Source organism: Streptomyces sp. NPDC053431, assembly GCF_044544925.1.
In the GTDB taxonomy this organism is placed as follows: domain Bacteria; phylum Actinomycetota; class Actinomycetes; order Streptomycetales; family Streptomycetaceae; genus Streptomyces.
Window position 1 is genome coordinate 1,123,045 of sequence record NZ_JBITXX010000001.1, and the last position, 21,837, is coordinate 1,144,881.

Consider the following 21,837-nt stretch of genomic DNA (forward strand, 5'->3'; position numbering starts at 1 on the left):
GGCCCGGCTCCTGCGCGAGCCGGGCCCTTTCCGTGCGGACCTCCGCCCACTCGCGTGCGGGCGGTCGTCACGGCGCCGCGTCCGGCTCAGCGGGCTCCCGGCCGGGCGCGTTCCGGCGCGCGTTCCGCCGAAGCGGCGTCCTCAGGTCGAGCCTCCGCGGGCGCGTTCGCCCGCGCCGACCACGCCCGGCCCCGCACGCCCGCCCCGTACAGCACCACCCCGAGGAACAGCCCCGCCCCCGCCCCGAAACAGAACGTCGGGATGACGTCCAGGGGTGTGTCGATCCGGCCCCAGTACGCGTACCAGCGCAGCACGCGATGGGCCGCTCCGGCCAGCACGCACGCCCCGATCACCCCCGCCGCCAGCCGCAGTCCGCGCCGGTCGAGGACCGGAACCCCGGCCGGCAGCGGCGTGCCCGCGGGCACCGCCCGCAGCGCCCGTACCGCGCACCAGGTGAGCAGGACCAGGGCGAGCGCCGAACCCCCGTACTGGGCGTAGAGATAGACGGGAAGGCCGCCCACCACCTCGCCCAGGACGGGGACCAGCCGGGTCCCCCACCGGTCGAGATGGGTGAACGCGTCCCATACGACATGCGTGGTCGCCCCGATCGCCGCCGAGACCGCGAACCACCAGGCGAGCGCCGCCGGACGGCGCTCCCGCCACGGCCGGCCCCGGACGATCGCGTACACCCGGCCGCGCCACCCCCGCGGCAGCAGGGCCACCAGCGGCTCACGCACCATCAGCCACAGCCCCACCATGGCGGCCGTGATGAGCACGTCGACGGTGACGACGCCGAGGAAGGAGTGTGTGACGTCCCCGAAGAACATCGCGTCGGGCACGGCCGTCGCGGCGAAATAGGTCATGTCGGGGGAGAAGGAGCCGGCGACCAGCGCCGACGCCACCAGCGGACCGCGGGCCGTCCCGTTCCGGCGGATGCCCGGCAGGACCGCGGCGGCATGGCTGAGCGTGAACGGCACGAATCTTCCCCTCGTCCGATGTGCCCGGAGCGCGTCCAGTATTCAGGACCGTCGGGTCTCGAACGGCTGGACGGCCAAGTGGTGACGAAACCGTGAAACACGGTCAGGGCGCGGTGTCGACGTGACCGGAGTTGGCATAGGGTCTGCAGTCGGACCCGCGCGGGGAGCGCGGTCGCGGGACACGGGGAGGGACCACACGTATGGCAGCGCACTTGGGCCGTCGGCTGCGCAAGGGAGCCACCAGCGGCGCCGTGGTGGCGGCGGCCGTGGCGGCGCTCGCCGCCTCGCAGGCGCCGGGCACGATCCCGCCGCCCGCGGACAGCGCGAACGGTGACCTGCCGATCGGTGCGGGCGACACGGCCACGCCCCCGGACGGCTCGGCCTCCGGCGACTCGCCGTACTACACGGAGCTGCCCCCGCTCAACACCCCCAACAAGCCGGGTGCTCCGCCGGTCAATCTGCCCGTCATCACCGGCCCCGCGCAGGCGGGCATACCCGCGACCGTGCTCGCCGCCTACCAGCGCGCCGAGCAGTCGATACGGTCCTCCGACCCCGGCTGCAACCTGCCGTGGCAGCTCCTGGCGGGCATCGGCAAGGTCGAGTCCGGGCAGGCGCGCGGCGGCGCGGTCGACGCCAACGGCACCACCACCTCCCCGATCCTCGGGCCCGTGCTCAACGGTGTGGGCTTCGCCAACATCTCGGACACGGACAAGGGCGCCTACGACGGCGACGCCGTGCACGACCGCGCGATAGGCCCGATGCAGTTCATCCCGTCCACCTGGGCCACCTGGGGCCAGGACGCCAACGGCGACGGGAAGAAGGACCCGAACAACATCTACGACGCCGCGCAGGCCGCCGGTCTCTACCTCTGCGCGAACGACCGCGACCTCGCGGTCAAGGCCGACCTGGACCGGGCGATCCTCAGCTACAACCGCTCGACGGAGTACCTGAACACCGTCCTCTCCTGGTTCGAGTACTACAAGCGCGGAACGCACCAGGTGCCCGACGGCAGCGGTGTGCTGCCCGGCGACCGCAGCGACAACCGGGGCGTCACGCCCGGCCGGAGGACGCCGTCCCCGACCACCCCCGTGACCCCGGGGCCGAAGCCCACCCCGGCCAAGCCCAAGCCGACGCCGACCACTCCGCCCGTCACCGACCCCGCGACCAAGGTCGTCCGGCTCAACAGCGCCGCCACCGGCACCCTCACCGCCAAGGCGGGCCGCACCTTCGCCGACCGGCCCACGGTCCTGGCGGTCGACCTCGCGGGCAAGCCGGTCGCCGGCGTCCAGGTGCGGTTCCGCATCGAGGGCGACACGGACGCGCGCTTCGCCGTCGGCGCCCGTGAGATCACCGCCGTCACGGCGAGCAGCGGCAAGGCCGCCGCGCCGACCCTCAAGGCCGGTGAGCGGACCGGCGGTTTCAAGGTGACGGCCACCGTGGTGGGCCGGAGCCTGAACGCGGTGTCCTTCACCGCGACCGTCACCGAGCGCACCGCCGACACGCTCACCCGCCTCGACGCCAAGGACCTCGCGGCCACCACCGGCGGCGAGTTCGCCGACGAGGTGCGGGTCAAGGCCACCGACGGCGGGGTGACCGCCTCCGGCGTCGCCGTGACCGTCACCTTCGTCACCTCGGCGGACGACCCGAAGCCCGCCACCGACGGCCCCTTCTTCAAGGCCGAGGACGGCACTGCGGTCCGTACCCTCACCCTGAGGACGGGCGCCGACGGCCTTCTGGTCCTCCCGAAGATCTTCGCGGGTGACAAGGCCGGCACCTTCACGCTGCGGCTGACCTCGCCCGGCGGCGGCACGGTGGACGTCGTGCTCAAGGTCACCGCCCCGGAGCCCGAGCCGACCCCGACGCCGTCCCCGTCCGAGTCGACCTCCCCGGCCCCGTCGCCGTCCACGTCCACCCCGGGGGCCACGCCCTCCTCCTGACGCCGCCCCTCCGGCGACCACCGCGTCCCGCACCGCCCCCGAGTCCCCCGCGGACCCGGGGGCGGCGCCGTGTGCGGTGAGTGCAACGTGTTCTCATCTCGCGGTCGCGTTGCTACGGTGCCCCAGCCCTGACGCTGTATCAGATCGAGCACCGGGAGGCCGACCATGCGCGCCCTAGCCGCCGCCGTCATCGGACTCGTTCCCGTCCTCCTGTTCGTCCTGCTCGTCTCCCTCGTCGACCTGCCGCCGGACGGACCCACCTCGCCCAAGCCCCTGCTCACCGCCGATCCCGGCCCCAAGAAGTGAGGGGCCGACCGATGCGCCGCCGAGCCAGCCTCGTCCTGCTCGCCCTCGCCGTGTTCTTCGCCGCGATGGCCCCCACCCTGCGCTGGTACGCCTTCCCCCGGCTCGCGAAGATCCCGCCGAACCAGTACCAGGAGACGGTCCTGGAGGCGAAGCCCGCCGTCCTGCTCGACTACTCGACGCTCAGGTCCGAGAAGGTCGACAGGATCACCATCGTCCAGACCCTCAAGGGCAACGTGGAGGAGTCCAGGCGGATCGAGGCCGACGCCGGCCGTGACGTCGTCGTCTGGGACTCCCTCTCCTACGTCCTCGGCCCCGACGGTGCGATGGTCTCCAAGATCCCCGAGCGCTACATCTTCGACGCCCACACCCAGGACCCGGTCCACGCCACCGGCGAGATGGTCGACGGCGACCCGGTCCGGCGCGAGGGCATCGAGTTCAAGTGGCCCTTCCTGACCGAGAAGCGGGACTACCAGTACTTCGACGCCCAGACCCGCACCTCCGCCCCCATCCACTACCAGGGCACCCGCACCTTCCGCGGCCTGGAGGTCTACTACTTCGAGCAGACCATCCCCTGGACCAAGGTGCCCATGCCCAAGACGATGCCCGTCAAGGGCATCACCCCCGACCTCCTCGCCAAGACCGGCCTCACCCGCTGGTACACCACCAAGCGCATGTTCTGGATCGATCCCGTCACCGGAGCCCCCGTCAACGGCGAGGAGATCCACAAGGAGGAGCTCCGCAACGCCCGCGCCCTCATGGGCCGGGACACCGTCACCGTCTTCGCGGGCCACGTGAAGATGCGCGAGGACTACATCGCCTACGTCGTTGACCTGGTCAAGTCGAACCGCCTGATGGTGCTGATGCTCGTCTCCTACCTGCCGTGGAGCTTCACCGTCCTCGCCCTGCTCCTGCTCGCGCTCTCCCTCTGGCTCGAGGCCCGCTCCCGCCGCCCCGCCCCCGCGACGGGCACCGACCCCGGACCGGAGCCCGGGCCCGTCCCGGTCAACGCTCCCGCCTGAGCCGGGCGCTGGTGTGGCGGGTGGCCTCCGCCGTCGAGGGGTCCTCCGGCCACGGGTGCCTGGGATAGCGCCCGCGCAGCTCCGCCCGCACCGCGCGATAACCCTCCCGCCAGAACGAGGCCAGGTCGGAGGTCACGGCCGCCGGCCGCCCGGCGGGGGAGAGCAGATGCACCAGGACCGGCACCCCCGCCACCCGGGGCGTCTCGGCGAGCCCGAACATCTCCTGGAGCTTCACCGCCAGCACCGGCCGCTCCCCGCCGTACTCCACCCGTATCCGCGAACCGCTCGGCACCTCGATCCGCTCCGGCGCCAGCTCGTCCAGCCGCCCCGCCTCACCCGACGCCCACGGCAGCAGCCGCTGGAGCCCCTGGCCGGCCTCGATCCGCCCCAGATCCGCCCGCCGCCGCGCCCGCGACAGCTCCGGCTCCAGCCACTCCTCCGCCCGGTCGAGGAGCGCCTCCTCCGACACCTCGGGCCATGGCTCACCCACCTCCCGGTGCAGGAAGGCCAGCCGGCTCCGCAGCTCCGTCGCACCCTGGCTCCACCGCAGCAGCGAGGTGCCCTCCCGGCGCAGCCCGTCGAGCAGCGCCGCCCGCACCAGCGCCGGGTCGGCGCCGTCCCGCAAGGGCCGGACCGTCAGCTCCACCGCGCCGAGCCGCTCCACCGAGCGGGCCACCACGTCCCCGTCCTCCCAGTGGACCTCCTCGCCCGCCGTGAACAGATGCCCGGCGGCGCCCCGCGCCACCTCCTCGTCCACCACGGCCGCCAGCCGCACCCGGGCCGTGGCGCTCTGCGCGGTGCGGTCCGCCACCGCCACCGCCAGCCAGGGACTCGACCGCAGCCCCGAGCCCTCCGCGAGCCGGGCCCCCGTGCCCGACACCATGAGGTAGCCGCCCTGCTCCCGGGCCCTGGCCACCCGCTCGGGGAACGCGAGCGCGGTCACCAGACCCGCCGCCGCGTCCTCGCCCACCGTTCCTCCCGCGCCTCCCGCGGCCCTCGCCCCTGCCGCGCCTCCCGCGGCTCCCGGCCGCTCGCCGGCCTCCTCGCCGGCCGAGCGCTCCAGGCGCCGCACCTCCGCCTTCCAGCGCGCCGCGTACCCGTCGCCGCCCCTGCGGGCCTCGCGCCAGGCCGCCGCCAGATCGTCCCCGTACTCCCGGGGCGGCTCCTCGCTCAGCAGGGCCACCACCTCCGCGGCCCGCCGCGCGCCCACCTCGGGCGCCCCGTCCAGCAGCGCCCGCCCCAGCCGGGGGTGAAGCCCCAGCCGGGACATCCGCACCCCACGGTCCGTGGCCCGGCCGTCCTCGTCCACCGCGCCGATCGCCGCGAGGACCGAGCGGGCCGCCGCCATCGCCCCGGCCGGGGGTGCGTCGAGCAGGGCGAGTCCGGCCGCCGTCGGATCGCCCCAGCAGGCCGCGCGCAGGGCGAAGTCCGCCAGGTCCGAGATCCTGATCTCGGGGGAGGGGAAACGCGCCCGGGCCCCGTCCTCCGCCTCCGACCAGCACCGGTACACCACCCCGGACGCCTCACGCCCGGAACGGCCGGCCCGCTGGGTGGCCGCCGCGATCGACACCGGCACCGTCGCCAGCGAACCGAGCCCCCGGGCGTGGTCCATCCGCGGCTCCCGCGCGAGCCCGGAGTCGACCACGATCCTGACCCCCGGCACCGTCAGGCTCGACTCCGCCACCGAGGTCGCGAGCACCACCCGCCGCCGTCCGCCCGGCTCGGCGCCCCGCAGCACCGCGTCCTGCACCGCGGCGGGCGCACGGCCGTGCAGCTGGAGCACCTCGGCGTCCAGATCGGCGAGCAGCCCCGCCGTCCGCGCGATCTCGCCCGTGCCGGGCAGGAAACAGAGCACGTCCCCGTCGTGCTGCTCCAGCGCGCCCCGCACCGTCGCCGCCACGTGCCGCAGCAGGGCCGGATCCACCCAGGTGCCGTGCGCCGGCCGGATCCCGGCGGGCGGAGCGGCGAAGCGGACCGCATAGCCGTGCCCCTCGCCCTTGCCCCACACGATCGGCGCCGGCCCGCTGCCGTCCAGGACCGTGAGCAGCTGAGCCCACGCCTCCGCGTCGCTCGTCGCCGACGCGGCGATCAGCCGCAGCTCCGGCCGCAGCGTCGCCCGTACGTCCACCAGGAACGCCATCGCGGTGTCCGCGTCCAGATGCCGCTCATGGCACTCGTCGAGGAGCACCACGTCCACCCCGCCCAGCTCCGGGTCCCGCTGGAGCCGCTGGAGCAGGACGCCCGTGGTCACCACCTCGATCCGGGTCGAGGGCCCGGCCCGCCGCTCGCCGCGCACGGAGAAGCCGACCGAGCCGCCGACCTCCTCGCCCAGCAGCCACGCCATCCGCCGTGCGGCCGCCCGCACCGCCATCCGGCGCGGCTCGGCCACCAGCACCCGCCGCCGCGGCCCGTCCCCTATGAGCCCCGCGAGGGCCAGCGGGACCAGCGTGGTCTTGCCGGTCCCGGGCGGGGCGTACAGCACCGCGGCACCCCGCTCCTCGAGCGCGGTCAGCAGCTCGGGGACGGCGTGGCGGACGGGAAGCAGGTCGAGTGCGTCGTTTCGGATCACGCTGCAAGTCTCGTACGCCGTGCCGACCGGCGGGCACGGTTGTCCACAGGCCCCACCTATAAGTACGACAAGTCGATGTCCGACGACGCCCGACTGATCGCGCCCGGTGGGGCCCGCGGGGTCGCTCAGTCGTCCAGGCGCTCGCAGACGAAGATCGCCGTGCCGGGGATCAGATTCCCCCGCAGCGGGGACCAGCCGCCCCACTCCTGGCTGTTCCAGGCCGGCCACTCCGGCTCGACCAGGTCGAGCAGCCGGAAGCCGCCGGCCACCACGTCCCGCACCCGGTCCCCGATCGTCCGGTGGTGCTCGACGTAGACCGCCTGCCCCCGCTCGTCCTGCTCGACGTACGGAGTCCGGTCGAAGTAGGACGCCGCCACCGACAGCCCTTCCGGCCCGGGCTCGTCCGGGAACGCCCAGCGGATCGGGTGCGTCACCGAGAACACCCACCGGCCGCCCGGACGCAGCACCCGGCGCACCTCGCGGAAGACCCGTACCGGATCGGCCACGAACGGCACGGCGCCGTAGGCCGAGCACGCCAGGTCGAAGGAGCCGTCACGGAACGGCAGGGCCCCCGCGTCCGCCTCCACCAGCGGCACGTCGCCGCCGATCCGCAGCGCGTGCTGGAGCTGCCGGTGCGAGAGGTCGAGCGCGACCGGCCGGGCGCCCTGGGCCGCGAGCCACCGCGAGCACTGCGCCGCGCCCGCGCCGATCTCCAGGACGTCGCGGCCCTTCAGCGAGCCGGCCGGTCCGAGGAGCGCCGCGTCCGCCTCGTCCAGACCCTCCGGCCCCCACACGAACCGGTCGTCCCCGAGGAACGCTCCGTGCTCGCTCTGGTACTCGTCGGCGTTCCGGTCCCACCAGCCGCGGCTGGCCCGGCTGCTCTCCGCGTCCCCCGCGTCACGCCGGGTCGCCTCCGCCTCGTCCTCGGGACCGTCTTCCTGTCCGTACTCTTGGTTCATCTCGCCCGTCGATGTAGTTTGCGCTCAGTGCCGCGCGCGGAGATGCGACGCGGCAACCCGCGCCCAGGGTGCCCTGGGCCGACACGACTTGTGCCGGGTATGTGGCGATCCGCCCCGGGTGTGCGCTTCGCGCATTGACCCTGTCCGGCCGCCCCCGTATGCTAAAGGTTGCGCTGCGGGCCTGCGCGCCTCAGACGGAGCAGGCCGCGCTCGCATCTGTTGTATGTCCCCTCGGTTTTCGAGGCGCCCCCCGCTCGTCGGGAAAGGCGCTTCCTTGGCTGTCCGGCTTCTTCAGCTGCGATACGGGCTCTCGGCGTAGCAGTACCTACGACTTCAATGTCCGTACCGGAGCCCTTTCCCACATGACGAGCAGCACCGAGACCACCGCCACCACCCCGCAGGTTGCGGTCAACGACATCGGTAACGAGGAAGCCTTCCTCGCCGCGATCGACGAGACGATCAAGTACTTCAACGACGGCGACATCGTCGACGGCGTCATCGTGAAGGTCGACCGGGACGAGGTCCTGCTCGACATCGGTTACAAGACCGAAGGTGTCATCCCGAGCCGCGAGCTCTCGATCAAGCACGACGTCGACCCGAACGAGGTCGTCAAGGTCGGCGACGAGATCGAGGCCCTGGTTCTCCAGAAGGAGGACAAGGAAGGCCGCCTGATCCTCTCGAAGAAGCGCGCCCAGTACGAGCGTGCCTGGGGCACCATCGAGAAGATCAAGGAAGAGGACGGCATCGTCACCGGTACCGTCATCGAGGTCGTCAAGGGTGGTCTCATCCTCGACATCGGCCTCCGCGGCTTCCTCCCGGCCTCCCTGGTCGAGATGCGTCGCGTCCGCGACCTCCAGCCCTACGTGGGCAAGGAGCTCGAGGCGAAGATCATCGAGCTGGACAAGAACCGCAACAACGTGGTCCTGTCCCGCCGCGCCTGGCTCGAGCAGACCCAGTCCGAGGTCCGCCAGACCTTCCTCACGACCCTCCAGAAGGGTCAGGTCCGCTCCGGCGTCGTGTCCTCGATCGTCAACTTCGGTGCCTTCGTGGACCTGGGTGGCGTCGACGGCCTCGTGCACGTCTCCGAGCTTTCCTGGAAGCACATCGACCACCCGTCCGAGGTTGTCGAGGTCGGCCAGGAGGTCACCGTCGAGGTTCTCGACGTGGACATGGACCGCGAGCGCGTCTCCCTGTCGCTGAAGGCGACCCAGGAGGACCCGTGGCAGCAGTTCGCCCGTACCCACCAGATCGGCCAGGTCGTTCCGGGTAAGGTCACCAAGCTGGTTCCGTTCGGTGCGTTCGTCCGCGTGGACGAGGGCATCGAGGGTCTGGTCCACATCTCCGAGCTGGCCGAGCGCCACGTGGAGATCCCGGAGCAGGTCGTCCAGGTCAACGACGAGATCTTCGTCAAGGTCATCGACATCGACCTCGAGCGTCGTCGCATCAGCCTCTCGCTGAAGCAGGCCAACGAGTCCTTCGGTGCCGACCCGGCCTCGGTCGAGTTCGACCCGACCCTGTACGGCATGGCCGCGTCCTACGACGACCAGGGCAACTACATCTACCCCGAGGGCTTCGACCCCGAGACCAACGACTGGCTGCCGGGCTACGAGGCCCAGCGCGAGGCGTGGGAGACCCAGTACGCCGAGGCGCAGCAGCGCTTCGAGCAGCACCAGGCTCAGGTCATCAAGTCCCGCGAGGCCGACGAGGCCGCCGCTGCCGAGGGCGGCGCCGCCGCTCCGGCCGCCGCGCCGACCGGTGGCTCCTACTCCTCGGAGTCGGACGACAACTCCGGCGCCCTGGCGTCGGACGAGGCCCTCGCCGCCCTGCGCGAGAAGCTGGCCGGCGGCCAGAGCTGAAACCGGCTCTCCGCTGAGCTCCAGTAGCTAGGCACCGAGGCCCGTCTCCCTTCCGGGAGGCGGGCCTCGATCTTTTCCGCCCCCGACCGGGAATGGCGTCGCGCCGACCGACGTTGTGCTGGAAGAACGCGAGGAGGAGCGGAAATCGTGCTTGATCCCCAGGATTTGTACGAATGGGACCAGAAGGGCCTGGCCGTGGTGGACATGGCCCTGGCCCAGGAGTCGGCCGGCCTGGTCATGCTCTACCACTTCGACGGCTACATCGACGCGGGGGAGACCGGCGAGCAGATCGTCGACGGACTGCTCGACACCCTTCCCCACCAGCTGGTGGCCCGCTTCGACCACGACCGGCTCGTGGACTACCGCGCCCGCCGCCCCCTGCTCACGTTCCGCCGCGACCGCTGGACCTCCTACGAGACGCCCTCCATCGAGGTGCGGATCGTCCAGGACGCCACCGGCGCGCCCTTCCTCGTGCTCTCCGGCCCCGAGCCGGACGTCGAGTGGGAGCGGTTCGCCGCCGCCGTCCGTCAGGTCGTCGAGCGCCTCGGCGTCCGCCTCGCGGTCAACTTCCACGGCATCCCCATGGGCGTCCCGCACACCCGCCCGGTAGGCCTCACCCCGCACGGCAGCCGCACGGACCTCATGCCCGGCCACCGCAGCCCCTTCGACGAGGCGCAGGTGCCCGGCAGCGCCGAGTCCCTCGTCGAGTTCCGCCTCACCGAGGCCGGATACGACACCCTCGGCGTCGCCGCCCACGTCCCGCACTACGTGGCCCGCTCCCCGTACCCGGACGCCGCCCTGACCGCCCTCGAGGCCATCACCGCCGCGACCGGCCTGGTCCTCCCCGGCGTCGCCCACGCCCTGCGCACCGAGGCCCGGCGCACCCAGACCGAGATCGAGCGCCAGATCGGCGAGGGCGACGAGGAGCTGACCGCGCTCGTCCAGGGCCTTGAGCACCAGTACGACGCGGTGGCGGGCGCCGAGACCCGCGGCAGCCTCGTCGCCGAGCCCGTCGACCTGCCCTCCGCCGACGAACTGGGCCGTGAGTTCGAGCGCTTCCTGGCCGAACGGGAGGGCGACGCGTAGCGCCCCGGCCACGGGATCTAAGCTGCCGCTCATGCTGAAGGTGGGCCTGACCGGTGGAATCGGCGCCGGCAAGAGCGAAGTGTCCCGGCTGTTCGTCTCGTACGGGGCCGTACTGATCGACGCCGACCGGATCGCCCGCGAGGTCGTGGAGCCCGGCACCCCCGGGCTCGCGGCGGTCGTCGAGGAGTTCGGACCCGAGGTCCTCACCCCCGAGGGCACCCTCGACCGGCCGAAGCTCGGCTCGATCGTGTTCAACGACCCCCAGCGGCTGGCCGCGCTCAACGCGATCGTCCACCCGCTCGTCGGCGCCCGGTCCGCGGAGCTTGAGGGCTTGGCCGGCCCCGGGGACGTCGTGGTCCACGACGTCCCCCTGCTCACCGAGAACGGCCTCGCGCCCCTCTACGACCTGGTCGTCGTCGTGGACGCCGCCCCGGAGACCCAGCTCGACCGGCTCGTCCGGCTGCGCGGCATGACCGAGTCCGAGGCCCGCGCCCGCATGGCGGCGCAGGCCACCCGCGCGCAGCGCCAGGCCGTCGCCGACCTGGTCGTCGACAACGACGGCCCGCTGGAGGCCCTGGAACCGCAGGTGCGCAAGATCTGGGCGGAGCTCCGGGAGCGGGCCGCGGAAAGCCGCTAGGCCGGCGCAGATCCTCCGCGCGCCGGGCTGGGTAGGGATCACCTGGGGCCGGGCGGAGCCGCGCGAGGTACGGAATACCGCTGCCCGGTCCGATGTTGCACCACCGCAGCGACGGAAGGATGCCAGCGTGGCCGAGCCGAACCCGGAGACCCACGTCATCGCCTTCCGCGCGGCCGAGCAGCTGCTCGACGCTCGGGACCCGCGCGGTGCGATCAAGCTGCTCGACTCCGTCATCGAGGCGCACCCGGAAAGCAGGGCGGCGCGCCTGCTGAGGGCGCGCGCGTACTTCGCCTCCGCCCAACTGCGCAGGGCCGAGCACGAATTCCAGCACATCGTGGACCACGAGCCGGACAACGCGTTCGCGCACTTCGCGCTCGCCCGCACCTTCCAGCGCTCCGGCCGCCCCGAACAGGCCACCCGCCACTTCCGCCTCGCGGCCGCGCTCGACCCGAAGCCGGAGTACCTGGAGGCGGCGGGGTTCGACACGTCGGCCGAGTGACCCGCGCGGCGTCCGGCGGGGCGCTCGCCTCCGGCGGCGCGGCCCGCCTGTCCGAGCCGTCCTCAGCGCCTCCGGCCGCCGTGGTCCGGCTCGTACGGCGGGATGTCCCGCCCCGGCTGCCAGTGCGGGCCCTGTCGGATGTGGCGCGTGACCAGGACCAGGTCGGTGGCCGCCACCACGAACAGCACCCCGCACGCCGCCGCCCACCCCGGCCGCTCGACCAGCGAGAACACCGTCGTCCCGAACGCGGCCCACAGCGCCCCCCACAGGCTCAGCCAGAAGCGCAGCCGCAGCGCGCTGCGCGCGGTCGCCGGTTCACTCCCCGTACGCATGACCCATCTCCCGGGCAAGGGGACCGCAGAGGCCCCGGAGGGCACTTCCAGCATCTACCCACGACGCACGATCCGAAAGGCCCGCTCAGGGCCGCGGCGCAGTGGCCGGCCACAGGACGACAGGACGTGACAGGGCATGAAGGCACGCGACGGGCACCTTCCCGTCCCTGCGGCTGACCCCGGAGGCCTTCGAGGCTCACCTCGCCGCGGCGGGGCCGGCCGTCGACCGCTGCCCGACGGACGACGGCACCGGGGTCCTGGCCCCGCCCGCGCGGGTCAGTGGACGACGCTGTAGCTGCGCCAGGGGAGGGTGCCCGGCGTGATCTCGTCGCCGGTGTTGGTCGCCACGTAGACCGGCTTGTCCCCGCGGCAGTCGCGGGTCCGGTACAGCTGGAGGTCCACCAGCGAGTTGTTCTCGATCCGCGTCGCGCCCGTCGGCGCCAGCCGGTGGCAGCCCTTCACGGAGGGGCTGGTCACCGTCACCAGGAGCTCACGCCCGGTCTCGTACGAGATCGTGCCCACCGCGCTGCGGCCGAGACCCGAGCAGCCCGCGACCGCGAGCGAGAGCAGGGCGGCCCCGGTGGCGATGGTGAGACGCCGGTGAAGGGACATGGCGGAATCCTCGTCTGTCGGGCGTGGGCGGCCGCCGCGTGACCGCGGCCGAAGCCTGTTCCCGCCACAGTGCCGCCTCCCGGTCCGGCTGTCATGTTCCGTTGGGCCGCCCGGGGGAACCGCCGGAGAAGGCCGTTGTCAGACCCCACCCGTAAGGTCGGAGGTCCAGTCGGGATCCGTCGCGGACCAGGAGGTGAGCAGCCCCGTGACCTTGAGCTTGTTCGGCAGCGCCGCCGTCTTCGTGCCCGCCGCCCTGCCGAGGGAGGGCCGGGTCGCCTTCTGGTCCCCGGACGGCGGGCCCCTGCCCGGCACCCGGCCGGACGAGGCCGGCGACCCGGGCCTGCCCGGCTCCGCCGAGCGGGCCGAGCTGACCGTCGTGCGCCGCCACGGCACCGGGGCGCGCACCCGTACCGCGCCCGCCGTCCTGCTGCCCGTCGCGGAGGCCCTGCCCCACCTGGTCGCCGCCCGGCACCACCCGGCGGCGCACCCCGCGGCCGCCTGCTGGGGCGCCGCCGCCCTGCACGCCCTGCACCTGGTCGCCCGCGGACGTCTGCTGCCCGGACTCACGGCCGACGACCACGACGCCTGGCGGGCCGGGCCGCTCGACGCCGACGACATCGCCCACCTGCGGGCGATCGCCGCCGCCATGCCGTACGAGGCGCATGCCACGCCCGTGCCGGGCGACGGCCCGCTCCGGCTGCCCGAGCCCGAGGCGCTCGTCCGCGCCTTCCTCGACGCCGTCGCCGACACCCTGCCGCGCACTCCCGCGGCGCCCCACGCGGTCGGCGCCCCGTTCGCCGCCCGCGAGCCGCGGCACCTGCCCCGTGCGCGGGCGTGGGCCGCCGAGGCCGCCGCCGGCATGGACGCCGGCGTCCGTGTCTCGCTCCGCCTCGACCTGTCCGGGTACGAGCTGTTCGACGTCTCCGGGGACGGCGGCGGGGCGGAGCGGCAGGCCGCCGCCGCCCTCCTCCAGGTGCACAGCCTCGCCGACCCCACCCTGGTCATCGACGCCGCCGCCCTCTGGGCCGGGGACGGCGACGAGCATTTCGGGCCGCGCGCCCGCATCGACGCCGTCCTCGCGCTGCGCCGGGCCGCCCGGGTCTGGCCGCCGCTCGGCCGGCTCATGGAGCGGGACGTGCCCGACGTCCTCTCCGTGTCCGAGGACGAGCTCTACGAGCTGCTCGGCCCCGCCGCCGCCCGGCTCGCCGACGCCGGGGTCGCCGTGCACTGGCCCCGCGACCTCGCCCGCTCCCTCACCGCCTCCGCCGTCGTGCGGCCCGCCCGCTCGGCGCCCGGCTCCGCCACCGACGGCACCGCCTTCTTCGACAGCGCGGAGCTGCTGCGCTTCAACTGGCAGCTCGCCCTCGACGGCGACCCCCTCACGGCCCGGGAGATGGACCTCCTCGCCGAGGCCCACCGCCCCGTGGTCCGGCTGCGCGACCAGTGGGTGGTCGTCGACCCCGACCTCGTCCGCAAGGCCCGCAAGCGCGAACTCGGCCTGCTCGAACCGGTCGACGCGCTCGCCGTCGCCCTCACCGGCACCGCGGAGGTGGACGGGGAGACCGTGCCCGCCGTTCCCGTCGGCGCCCTCGCCACCCTGCGGGACCGGCTGCTCGCCGGCCCGGAGGACGTCCCGCCGCCGCCCGGTCTCGACGCCACCCTGCGCGACTACCAGCTGCGCGGTCTGGCCTGGCTCGACCTCATGACCTCCCTCGGCCTCGGTGGCTGCCTCGCCGACGACATGGGTCTCGGCAAGACCGTCACCCTCATCGCCCTCCACCTGCGCCGCGCCCACCGCGCGCCCACCCTCGTCGTCTGCCCCGCCTCGCTCCTCGGCAACTGGCAGCGGGAGATCCGCCGCTTCGCCCCCGGCGTGCCCGTCCGCCGCTTCCACGGCTCCGACCGCACCCTCGGAGGCCTCGACGGCGGCTTCGTCCTCACTACCTACGGCACCCTGCGCACCAGCGCGCCCCAGCTCGCCGCGCAGGAGTGGGGCATGGTCGTCGCCGACGAGGCCCAGCACGTCAAGAACCCCTTCTCGGCGACCGCCAAGGCGCTGCGCACCCTCCCCAGCCCGGCCAGGGTGGCCCTCACCGGAACCCCCGTGGAGAACAACCTGTCCGAGCTGTGGGCGCTCCTCGACTGGACCACGCCGGGCCTCCTCGGCCCCCTGAAGGCCTTCCGCTCCCGGCACGCCCGCGCCGTGGAGAACAGCGAGGAGATCGAGAACGAGGAGGCGGTCGAGCGGCTCGCCCGGCTGGTCCGGCCGTTCCTGCTGCGGCGCCGCAAGTCCGACCCGGGCATCGCCCCCGAGCTGCCGCCCAAGACCGAGTCCGACCACCCCGTGGCCCTCACCCGCGAGCAGGCCACGCTCTACGAGGCGGTCGTACGCGAGACCATGGCGCAGATCGAGGGCGCCGAGGGCATGGCCCGACGCGGACTGATCATGAAGCTGCTGACCTCGCTCAAGCAGATCTGCAACCACCCCGCCCAGTACCTCAAGGAGCAGCCGGCGCCCGGCTCCCGCGTCCGAGCCACGCGGCTCGCCGGCCGCTCCGGCAAGCTCGCCCTCCTCGACGAGCTCCTCGACACGATCGTCGCCGAGGACGGCTCCGTCCTCGTCTTCACGCAGTACGTGACGATGGCCCGCCTCCTCGCCGACCACCTGGCCGCGCGGGGCATCGGCGCCCAGCTGCTGCACGGCGGCACGCCCGTGGCCGAGCGCGAGCGGATGGTCGACCGCTTCCAGGCCGGCGAGGTCCCCGTCTTCCTGCTCTCCCTGAAGGCGGCCGGCACCGGCCTCAACCTCACCCGGGCCGGGCACGTCGTGCACTACGACCGCTGGTGGAACCCGGCGGTCGAGGAGCAGGCCACCGACCGCGCCTACCGCATCGGGCAGACCCAGCCCGTCCAGGTCCACCGGCTCATCGCCGAGGGCACGGTCGAGGACAGCATCGCCGAGATGCTGCGCGCCAAGCGGGCCCTCGCCGACGCCGTCCTCGGCTCCGGCGAGGCCGCCCTCACCGAACTGACCAACCGCGAGCTGGCCGACCTGGTGTCCCTGAGGAGGCCCGCATGAGCCCCGACGGCGCCCGCCTCCCCGGCCGCAGCCACCGCCTCCGGGCGGGCGGCACCCGCGCCGCCGCCCTGCCCCGTCACGACGACCGGCGCAGGACCTTCCCCCAGCTCGCCCCGCGCGAGGCCCCCGACGGCCGGTTCGCCGCCACCTGGTGGGGCAACGCCTGGGTGGACGCCCTGGAGGACACCGCCCTCGACCCGGCCCGGCTCGCCCGCGGCAAGGCGTACGCCCGGCGCGGCCACGTCGACGCGATCACCGTCACCCCCGGCCGCGTGGTCGCCTACGTCCACGGCAGCCGCCCCCGGCCGTACCGCACCGAGATCCGGCTGCGGACCCTCGGCGACGACGACTGGGAGCGGTTCCTCGACGCGGCCGCCGCCCGGCCCGACCACATCGCCGCCCTCCTCGACAAGGACGTGCCGCACGCCCTTGAGGCCGTCACCGGTCTCCTGCCCGCCCCGGGCGACCTCGTCCCCGACTGCTCCTGCCCCGACGACGGCTATCCGTGCAAGCACGCCGCCGCCCTCTGCTACCAGTCCGCCCGGCTCCTCGACGAGGACCCCTTCGTCCTCTTCCTCATGCGCGGCCGCGGCGAGCAGGAGCTGCTCGCCGCCCTCACCCGGCGCAACGCGGCCCGCTCCGCCGCCGAGAGCGCCGGCGCCGCCCCCGCCTTGCCCACGGTCCCGGCCCGCGTCGCGCTCGCCCCGCTCACCGGCGGCCGCACGCTGCCGGACCTTCCGCCGCCGCTGCCCGTGCCCGCGCACCCGGGACGCCCCGCCGTCTTCCCCGCCGACCCCGAGGCGCCCGACCCGCTGGCCCTCGACCTGCTCGCCTCCGAGGCCGCGGCGCGCGCCCACACCTTCCTCGCCACCGGACACGACCCGGTCGCGGCCCTGACCCCCTGGCAGGACGCGGTACGGCTGGCCGCCGCGCACCCGGGCTCCGGCCTCACCGCCTCCACCCGCGCCCTCTACCGCGACCTGGCCTATGCCCTCGACCGCACCCCGACCGACCTGGCCCGCGCGGTGGCCGCCTGGCGCCAGGGCGGCCCCGCCGGACTCGCCGTCCTGGAGGAGCCCTGGGACCCGCCCGCCGGCCCCTTCGACCGGGCGCGCCCCGCCCTGCTCGCCGCCGACCTGCCCGCCTTCCGCCCCTGGCGCAACCGCCTGTCCACCGGCTCGCTCCAGCTCCGCTTCGGCCGCGACGGACTCTGGTACGGATACGAGTCGGACACCGACCGCGAGGACTGGTGGCCGCGCGGCACACCCGACGCCGACCCGGTCGGTGTGATCACCGATCTCCTCGGCAGATGACCGACGGGTCGGGGTGAGACCCGCCCGCGCCCCCCCGGATCCAGGCCCCAACCCGGCCCGCCCGCCCGCCTCTTGTGCTCGTGGCATGTGAGAGGATGGTCAACTTCCCCTGAGTGTGGTGCAGTTCGTGGCCGTGACCCACGGCGATCGCCGCGTCGGCCTTCCCGCAGCGGCCCGTTCGCTCGCTCGCGGGCACGGCCGCCGCCCGTCACCTCGCCCCTCGCCCGCCGCGGTGGCCCACGGTGAACGCCCCACGTCGGGACATGATCCGCGCCGACGCCCTCCCTCGATGGAGTGAAACACGCCGACGGTCGGATCCGGCCGCCTCGCGAAAGGCGTTGTTTCGGGTACGGGCGAGTGCCCGTGAAGACATCCGGAAGGCAGGAAGCCATGAGGCACATTCGCCGAAGTGGTCTGGCCACACTGTTGGTCAGCGGTGGCGCGCTGGCGCTCTCGGCGGGCGCGGCCCACGCCGACTCCGTGGCGCAGGGCGCCGCGGTCGGTTCGCCGGGGGTCGGCTCCGGCAACACGGTTCAGCTGCCGGTGCACGTGCCCGTGAACGTCTGCGGCAACACCGTCAACGTCGTGGGGCTGCTCAATCCGGCGGCCGGGAACAGCTGTGCCAACCGCTCGGCCGGGACCGACGGTCACGGCTCCGAGGACAGCGGCCCGACCCACAAGGACCTGCCGGGCACCCCGCGCGGCGGTTCCTCCGGCAGCGGCGCGCACGGCGGCGGATCCTCGAACGGCGGCGGCGCCACCGCCGAGGGCCACACCGCGGGTTCCCCGGGCGTGCTCTCCGGCAACGGCCTCCAGCTGCCGATCGACCTCCCCGTGAACGTCAGCGGGAACTCGGTCAACGTCGTCGGCATCGGCAACCCGGCCATCGGCAACACCTCGGTCAACGAGTCCGAGGAGGAGTGCGAGCACCCCGAGACGCCGACCCCGCGCCCGCAGACCCCGGTGCGCCATCTGCCGCCCGCCCCCAGCGCCGAGCAGGCGCCCCGGCCGGCCCCGCAGTCCAGCTCGGTCTCGCTCGCCAGCACCGGCTCCGACGCCGTCGGCTTCGCCGCCCCGGCCGGTGCCGCGCTCCTCCTCGGTGGCGCGCTGCTCTACCGCCGGGCCCGCCGCGCGGGCGGCGAGGCCTGACCCGCGCGGACGCGACGACACGACACCCGTGGACGTGACGGCGCCGCACGCGCCTCAGTCCGCCCGCCAGGTGCGCAGCACCGCCTCTATGGTGGGAGCGACCCTCGCGCGGGCCTGGTGCCGCGGCACCCCGGTCATCAGCAACGTGTCGTAGTCGGTGTCCACATGGCGCACGGCGGCCCGCACCGCGGCCGTGACCGCACTCCGGTCCAGTGCCCGGCCGGCGGCCGTGCGCCCCACCCGCCCGCTGCCCTTGGCCGAGGCGTGCGCGGCGATCCGTACCGCCCGCTCGGCCGGGCAGCCCGGGAAGAGCCGCAGGATCTCCTCCTCCAGGGCCGCGGTGATCTCCGCGTCCCGTTCGGCCCGGCGCGCCGCGTCCCGCGCCCGGCGGCGGGCCCGGGCCTCGGCGTCCGCGAGGCAGGCCGCCTCCGCCCGGACCAGCGCCGGCTCCTCGACGAGCAGGCCCTGGCGCTCGTACCGGGTCCGGCGCCGGTTGTGCCGGACGACCACCGCCCACAGCGCGCTGCCCTCGCGGGCGCGGCGGGTCAGGGCGGTGTCACCGCGGCGCAGGAAGACGAGATGACCCAGGTCCGCGCAGTCCAGACAGACGGGCGCGTTGAACTCGACGATCATCCGCTCCAGCGGCCCCTGGTGGCACTCCGAGCAGCGGCGTCGTCTGAGCGGTTCGACCACGACCGGGGCGACGAGATCCACGGACCGGTTCTACCCGTGCGCGCCTCAGCGCACGCCCGGCGCGGCGGCCTCGACGAACCGGGCCAGGGCCTCCTTCGCCTCGTCCGAGCGCCGCAACCGGTCGGCGTCGTCCGTCGCCTCGTGCATGCGGTGGGTCGTCTCGAAGGCGGTCTCGGCGAGCCGGCGGGCGCGCGGGTCCTCGCAGCCGAGCTGCACCCGGAAGAGGGCCTGGCGGGCGGCGGTGCGCTGCCGGTACGACGCGTGCCGGGAGGCCTCCGCGTCCTCGGAGCCCGGCTCGTGCTGGCCTTCTCAACCGGCAGGAAAAACAGTTCGATTCGCGGGGTGCCGACCTCTAGGGTCGGTCCCGTGGCAACGAAACTCAATCAGATCATCGCAGTAGAGAAAGGCGTCAAGTCCCGGGCGCATCAGGACCTGACCACCGCCCACCACGGACTGCAGAAGCCCGCCCTGCTGGCCGGCATCTCGCGTACCTACCAGCCGAAGGACGAGGAGGGCGAGCAGCTGCCGCCCGAGTCGACGCTGGTGCAGGTGAAGGCCGAGGACGTGCTGCGCGACACCGCGCGGACGCTGACCCGCCTCTTCGACGTCACCGCCACCAAGGACTGGGCGAACTGCGAGGCCCGCGCCGACATCACCGTCGACGGCCGGGTCCTGGTGAGCGACGTGCCGGTCGCGTATCTGCTCTTCCTGGAGAAGCAGCTGACGGACATCCTCACCTTCGTCCGCAAGCTGCCGGTGCTCGACGCCGCCGAGTCGTGGACGCAGGACCCGTCGACGGACGCGTGGAAGACCGAGCCGGTCCGCACGGTCCGTACGAAGAAGGTGCCGCGCAACCACGTCAAGGCGGAGGCGACCGAGAAGCACCCGGCGCAGGTCGAGGTGTACTACGAGGACGTGCCGGTCGGGTACTGGACGACCGTGAAGTTCTCCGGCGCGCTGCCCGCCCGGCGGGTGAACGAGCTGACCGAGCGGGTCGAGAAGCTCCAGCAGGCGGTGAAGTTCGCCCGCGAGGAGGCGAACGGCAGCGAGGTCACCGACCAGCGGGTCGGCGACGCCGTCTTCGGCTACCTTTTCGGATAGCCCCATGAACTCCCCGGCCGCGAGCGCGGCCGGGGTGCGCGAGGAGCGCAAAGCTGAAGCTGAGCCTTGTCGTGAAATCCGCGGTTCCAGTGGAGGTTCGAGTCCTCCTCCCGGCGCTCTTCGTCCATGCCGGGATAGCCCAAGCAGGCAGAGGCAGACCGCGATCAATCTCAGACTATTGCTCCAGACTCAGCATGCGCCGCTCATCGCCGGATCGACCGGGCCCGGGCCCTGGTGCGTCGAAATGCCAGTTCGAATCTGGTCCGCCGAGCTTCGATCGGCGGTGGTCCAACGGCAGGACGCGACGCAATGACGACTGACCCGGGTCCTCAAGTGCGCCGGCGTGTGAAGAGGAGCGGCATCGACAGGGTCCGGGGGCAGGCTACGCCCTCGGACCCGCCGCCGTTTCCGGCGGAGGAACGGCCCCGCTACTGGCGGTAGCTGCTCAGGAAGCGTCCGATGCGGCTGATCGCGGCGTCGAGGTCGTCCGCGTACGGCAGGGTCAGGATGCGGAAGTGGTCCGGGCGCGGCCAGTTGAAGCCGGTGCCCTGGACGACCTGGATCTTCTCCCGCAGCAGCAGGTCGAGGACGAACTTCTCGTCGTCGTGGATCCGGTGCACGGCGGGGTCGAGGCGCGGGAAGGCGTAGAGCGCGCCCTTCGGCTTGACGCAGGTGACGCCGGGGATCTCGTTGAGCTTCTCCCAGGCCCGGTCGCGCTGTTCGCGCAGCCGGCCGCCGGGAGCGGTGAGCTCGTGGATGGACTGCCGGCCGCCGAGCGCGGCCTGGATGGCGTACTGGGCGGGCGCGTTGGGGCACAGACGCATGGAGGCCAGCATCGTCAGGCCCTCCAGATAGCTCTTGGCGTGCTCCTGGGGGCCGGTGACCACCAGCCAGCCCGAGCGGAAGCCGGCCACCCGGTAGGTCTTGGAGAGGCCGCCGAAGGTGAGCACGACGAGGTCGGGGGCGAGGGAGGCGGTCGGGTAGTGCACGGCCTCGTCGTAGACGATCTGGTCGTAGATCTCGTCGGCGAAGACCATCAGGCCGTGGCGGCGGGCGAGGTCGAGGATGCCCTCGACGATCTCCTTCGGATAGACCGCCCCGGTGGGGTTGTTGGGGTTGATGACGACGACGGCCCGGGTGCGGTCGGTGATCTTCGACGCCATGTCGTCGAGGTCCGGGTACCAGTCGGCGGACTCGTCGCACAGGTAGTGCACCGGCTTGCCGCCGGCGAGGGTCGTGACGGCGGTCCACAGCGGGTAGTCCGGGGCCGGGATCAGGACCTCGTCGCCGTCCTCCAGGAGCGCCTGGGTCGCCATGGAGATGAGCTCGGAGACACCGTTGCCCAGGTAGACGTCGTCGACGTCCACGTCCGTCAGGCCCATCGACTGGTAGCGCTGGGCGACGGCGCGGCGGGCGGAGAGGATGCCACGCGAGTCGGTGTAGCCGTGCGCCCTGGGCAGCATCCGGATCATGTCCTGGACGATCTCCTCGGGCGCCTCGAAGCCGAAGAGCGCGGGGTTGCCGGTGTTGAGGCGCAGCACGCTGTGGCCCGCCTCCTCCAGGGCGTTGGCGTGTTCGATGACCGGGCCGCGGATCTCGTAGCAGACCTCGCTCAGCTTGCTCGACTGCCGGAACTCCATGCGCCGACCTCCCCAGAAGTGTTGTTGCTTGGTTTTACCAAGTTCGAGCTTGGAAAGTCCAACAACATGTCTA

Annotated in this window: 19 protein-coding genes; 11 read left to right on the forward strand and 8 right to left on the reverse strand. The window is 73.6% G+C overall.

Translation table 11 applies throughout. The features are described from left to right. Positions 1 to 86: 86 nt before the first annotated feature. Positions 87 to 977: a DUF4184 family protein gene (locus ACIGXE_RS04975; RefSeq protein ID WP_399743109.1), complete on the reverse strand. Its 891-nt coding sequence runs from the start codon at positions 975 to 977 to the stop codon at positions 87 to 89. A 200-nt stretch (positions 978 to 1,177) separates the two neighbouring features. Here ACIGXE_RS04975 and ACIGXE_RS04980 point away from each other — a divergent pair, with 200 nt between their 5' ends. From ACIGXE_RS04980 to ACIGXE_RS04990, 3 genes are all read left to right on the forward strand, one after another. Continuing rightward, positions 1,178 to 2,914, forward strand: a complete 1,737-nt coding sequence (locus ACIGXE_RS04980; RefSeq protein WP_399743112.1) for a lytic murein transglycosylase — start codon at positions 1,178 to 1,180, stop codon at positions 2,912 to 2,914. Positions 2,915 to 3,079: 165 nt separating this feature from the next. Beyond that, positions 3,080 to 3,220 (forward strand): SPW_0924 family protein, encoded by a 141-nt coding sequence (locus ACIGXE_RS04985; RefSeq protein ID WP_365341662.1) that lies wholly within the window; start codon positions 3,080 to 3,082, stop codon positions 3,218 to 3,220. 11 nt (positions 3,221 to 3,231) lie between these two features. After that, positions 3,232 to 4,239 carry a DUF3068 domain-containing protein gene (locus ACIGXE_RS04990; protein ID WP_399743115.1) on the forward strand — a complete coding sequence of 336 codons (1,008 nt, stop codon included), beginning with the start codon at positions 3,232 to 3,234 and terminating at the stop codon, positions 4,237 to 4,239. Here the strand turns inward: ACIGXE_RS04990 and hrpB are convergent. Further along, the gene (hrpB, locus tag ACIGXE_RS04995) at positions 4,223 to 6,808 is read right to left on the reverse strand and encodes an ATP-dependent helicase HrpB (RefSeq protein ID WP_399743118.1); all 2,586 of its coding nucleotides are present in this window, start codon (positions 6,806 to 6,808) and stop codon (positions 4,223 to 4,225) included. The genes ACIGXE_RS04990 and hrpB overlap by 17 nt on opposite strands. Before the next feature lie 125 nt (positions 6,809 to 6,933). Then, positions 6,934 to 7,767, reverse strand: a complete 834-nt coding sequence (locus ACIGXE_RS05000) for a class I SAM-dependent methyltransferase (protein WP_399743121.1) — start codon at positions 7,765 to 7,767, stop codon at positions 6,934 to 6,936. Positions 7,768 to 8,129: 362 nt separating this feature from the next. Here ACIGXE_RS05000 and rpsA point away from each other — a divergent pair, with 362 nt between their 5' ends. The 4 genes from rpsA (at position 8,130) to ACIGXE_RS05020 (ending at position 11,845) form a co-directional block, all read left to right on the forward strand. Continuing rightward, positions 8,130 to 9,623, forward strand: coding sequence for a 30S ribosomal protein S1 (gene rpsA / locus ACIGXE_RS05005; protein ID WP_031072721.1), 1,494 nt, complete (start codon positions 8,130 to 8,132; stop codon positions 9,621 to 9,623). A gap of 147 nt (positions 9,624 to 9,770) precedes the next feature. Beyond that, positions 9,771 to 10,709: a PAC2 family protein gene (locus tag ACIGXE_RS05010; RefSeq protein WP_399743125.1), complete on the forward strand. Its 939-nt coding sequence runs from the start codon at positions 9,771 to 9,773 to the stop codon at positions 10,707 to 10,709. Positions 10,710 to 10,740: 31 nt separating this feature from the next. Continuing rightward, positions 10,741 to 11,346 (forward strand): dephospho-CoA kinase, encoded by a 606-nt coding sequence (gene coaE / locus ACIGXE_RS05015; protein WP_399743128.1) that lies wholly within the window; start codon positions 10,741 to 10,743, stop codon positions 11,344 to 11,346. A gap of 127 nt (positions 11,347 to 11,473) precedes the next feature. Then, on the forward strand, positions 11,474 to 11,845 hold the full coding sequence (locus ACIGXE_RS05020; protein WP_399743131.1) for a tetratricopeptide repeat protein: 372 nt from the start codon (positions 11,474 to 11,476) through the stop codon (positions 11,843 to 11,845). Positions 11,846 to 11,907: 62 nt separating this feature from the next. On the opposite strand, the gene ACIGXE_RS05025 is transcribed toward ACIGXE_RS05020, so the two are convergent. Both ACIGXE_RS05025 and ACIGXE_RS05030 read right to left on the reverse strand, forming a co-directional pair. Continuing rightward, entirely contained in the window at positions 11,908 to 12,177 is a 270-nt protein-coding gene (locus tag ACIGXE_RS05025) for a DUF6343 family protein (RefSeq protein ID WP_399743134.1), read from the reverse strand. Between the two features lie 276 nt (positions 12,178 to 12,453). After that, a complete protein-coding gene (locus tag ACIGXE_RS05030) occupies positions 12,454 to 12,789 on the reverse strand; it encodes a hypothetical protein (protein WP_399743136.1) in 336 nt (111 codons plus the stop codon). A 205-nt stretch (positions 12,790 to 12,994) separates the two neighbouring features. Between ACIGXE_RS05030 and ACIGXE_RS05035 the strand changes: the two genes are divergently transcribed. The 3 genes from ACIGXE_RS05035 (at position 12,995) to ACIGXE_RS05045 (ending at position 18,330) form a co-directional block, all read left to right on the forward strand. Then, on the forward strand, positions 12,995 to 15,868 hold the full coding sequence (locus tag ACIGXE_RS05035) for a DEAD/DEAH box helicase (protein ID WP_399743139.1): 2,874 nt from the start codon (positions 12,995 to 12,997) through the stop codon (positions 15,866 to 15,868). Continuing rightward, entirely contained in the window at positions 15,865 to 17,181 is a 1,317-nt protein-coding gene (locus ACIGXE_RS05040) for an SWIM zinc finger family protein (protein WP_399743141.1), read from the forward strand. The genes ACIGXE_RS05035 and ACIGXE_RS05040 overlap by 4 nt, the downstream gene beginning before the upstream one ends. A gap of 390 nt (positions 17,182 to 17,571) precedes the next feature. Continuing rightward, positions 17,572 to 18,330 (forward strand): chaplin, encoded by a 759-nt coding sequence (locus ACIGXE_RS05045; protein WP_399743144.1) that lies wholly within the window; start codon positions 17,572 to 17,574, stop codon positions 18,328 to 18,330. 54 nt (positions 18,331 to 18,384) lie between these two features. Here ACIGXE_RS05045 and ACIGXE_RS05050 read toward each other — a convergent pair whose 3' ends face one another. Both ACIGXE_RS05050 and ACIGXE_RS05055 read right to left on the reverse strand, forming a co-directional pair. Next, on the reverse strand, positions 18,385 to 19,044 hold the full coding sequence (locus ACIGXE_RS05050) for a DUF2293 domain-containing protein (protein WP_399743147.1): 660 nt from the start codon (positions 19,042 to 19,044) through the stop codon (positions 18,385 to 18,387). Positions 19,045 to 19,068: 24 nt separating this feature from the next. Next, complete coding sequence (locus tag ACIGXE_RS05055) at positions 19,069 to 19,239, reverse strand: hypothetical protein (protein ID WP_399743150.1); 171 nt, start codon at positions 19,237 to 19,239, stop codon at positions 19,069 to 19,071. Between the two features lie 150 nt (positions 19,240 to 19,389). Between ACIGXE_RS05055 and ACIGXE_RS05060 the strand changes: the two genes are divergently transcribed. After that, the gene (locus ACIGXE_RS05060) at positions 19,390 to 20,124 is read left to right on the forward strand and encodes a hypothetical protein (protein WP_382483013.1); all 735 of its coding nucleotides are present in this window, start codon (positions 19,390 to 19,392) and stop codon (positions 20,122 to 20,124) included. Between the two features lie 428 nt (positions 20,125 to 20,552). On the opposite strand, the gene ACIGXE_RS05065 is transcribed toward ACIGXE_RS05060, so the two are convergent. Continuing rightward, positions 20,553 to 21,764 carry a pyridoxal phosphate-dependent aminotransferase gene (locus ACIGXE_RS05065; protein ID WP_399743153.1) on the reverse strand — a complete coding sequence of 404 codons (1,212 nt, stop codon included), beginning with the start codon at positions 21,762 to 21,764 and terminating at the stop codon, positions 20,553 to 20,555. Positions 21,765 to 21,837: the final 73 nt, after the last annotated feature.

Excerpts from the sequence above, each read along its gene's own strand:
- ACIGXE_RS04980 (WP_399743112.1), top strand. The coding sequence starts at position 1,178 with ATGGCAGCGCACTTGGGCCGTCGGCTGCGCAAGGGAGCCACCAGCGGC.
- ACIGXE_RS04985 (WP_365341662.1), top strand. The coding sequence starts at position 3,080 with ATGCGCGCCCTAGCCGCCGCCGTCATCGGACTCGTTCCCGTCCTCCTG.
- ACIGXE_RS04990 (WP_399743115.1), top strand. The coding sequence starts at position 3,232 with ATGCGCCGCCGAGCCAGCCTCGTCCTGCTCGCCCTCGCCGTGTTCTTC.
- ACIGXE_RS05000 (WP_399743121.1), bottom strand. The coding sequence starts at position 7,767 with ATGAACCAAGAGTACGGACAGGAAGACGGTCCCGAGGACGAGGCGGAG.
- rpsA (WP_031072721.1), top strand. The coding sequence starts at position 8,130 with ATGACGAGCAGCACCGAGACCACCGCCACCACCCCGCAGGTTGCGGTC.
- coaE (WP_399743128.1), top strand. The coding sequence starts at position 10,741 with ATGCTGAAGGTGGGCCTGACCGGTGGAATCGGCGCCGGCAAGAGCGAA.
- ACIGXE_RS05025 (WP_399743134.1), bottom strand. The coding sequence starts at position 12,177 with ATGCGTACGGGGAGTGAACCGGCGACCGCGCGCAGCGCGCTGCGGCTG.
- ACIGXE_RS05030 (WP_399743136.1), bottom strand. The coding sequence starts at position 12,789 with ATGTCCCTTCACCGGCGTCTCACCATCGCCACCGGGGCCGCCCTGCTC.
- ACIGXE_RS05040 (WP_399743141.1), top strand. The coding sequence starts at position 15,865 with ATGAGCCCCGACGGCGCCCGCCTCCCCGGCCGCAGCCACCGCCTCCGG.
- ACIGXE_RS05045 (WP_399743144.1), top strand. The coding sequence starts at position 17,572 with ATGAGGCACATTCGCCGAAGTGGTCTGGCCACACTGTTGGTCAGCGGT.
- ACIGXE_RS05065 (WP_399743153.1), bottom strand. The coding sequence starts at position 21,764 with ATGGAGTTCCGGCAGTCGAGCAAGCTGAGCGAGGTCTGCTACGAGATC.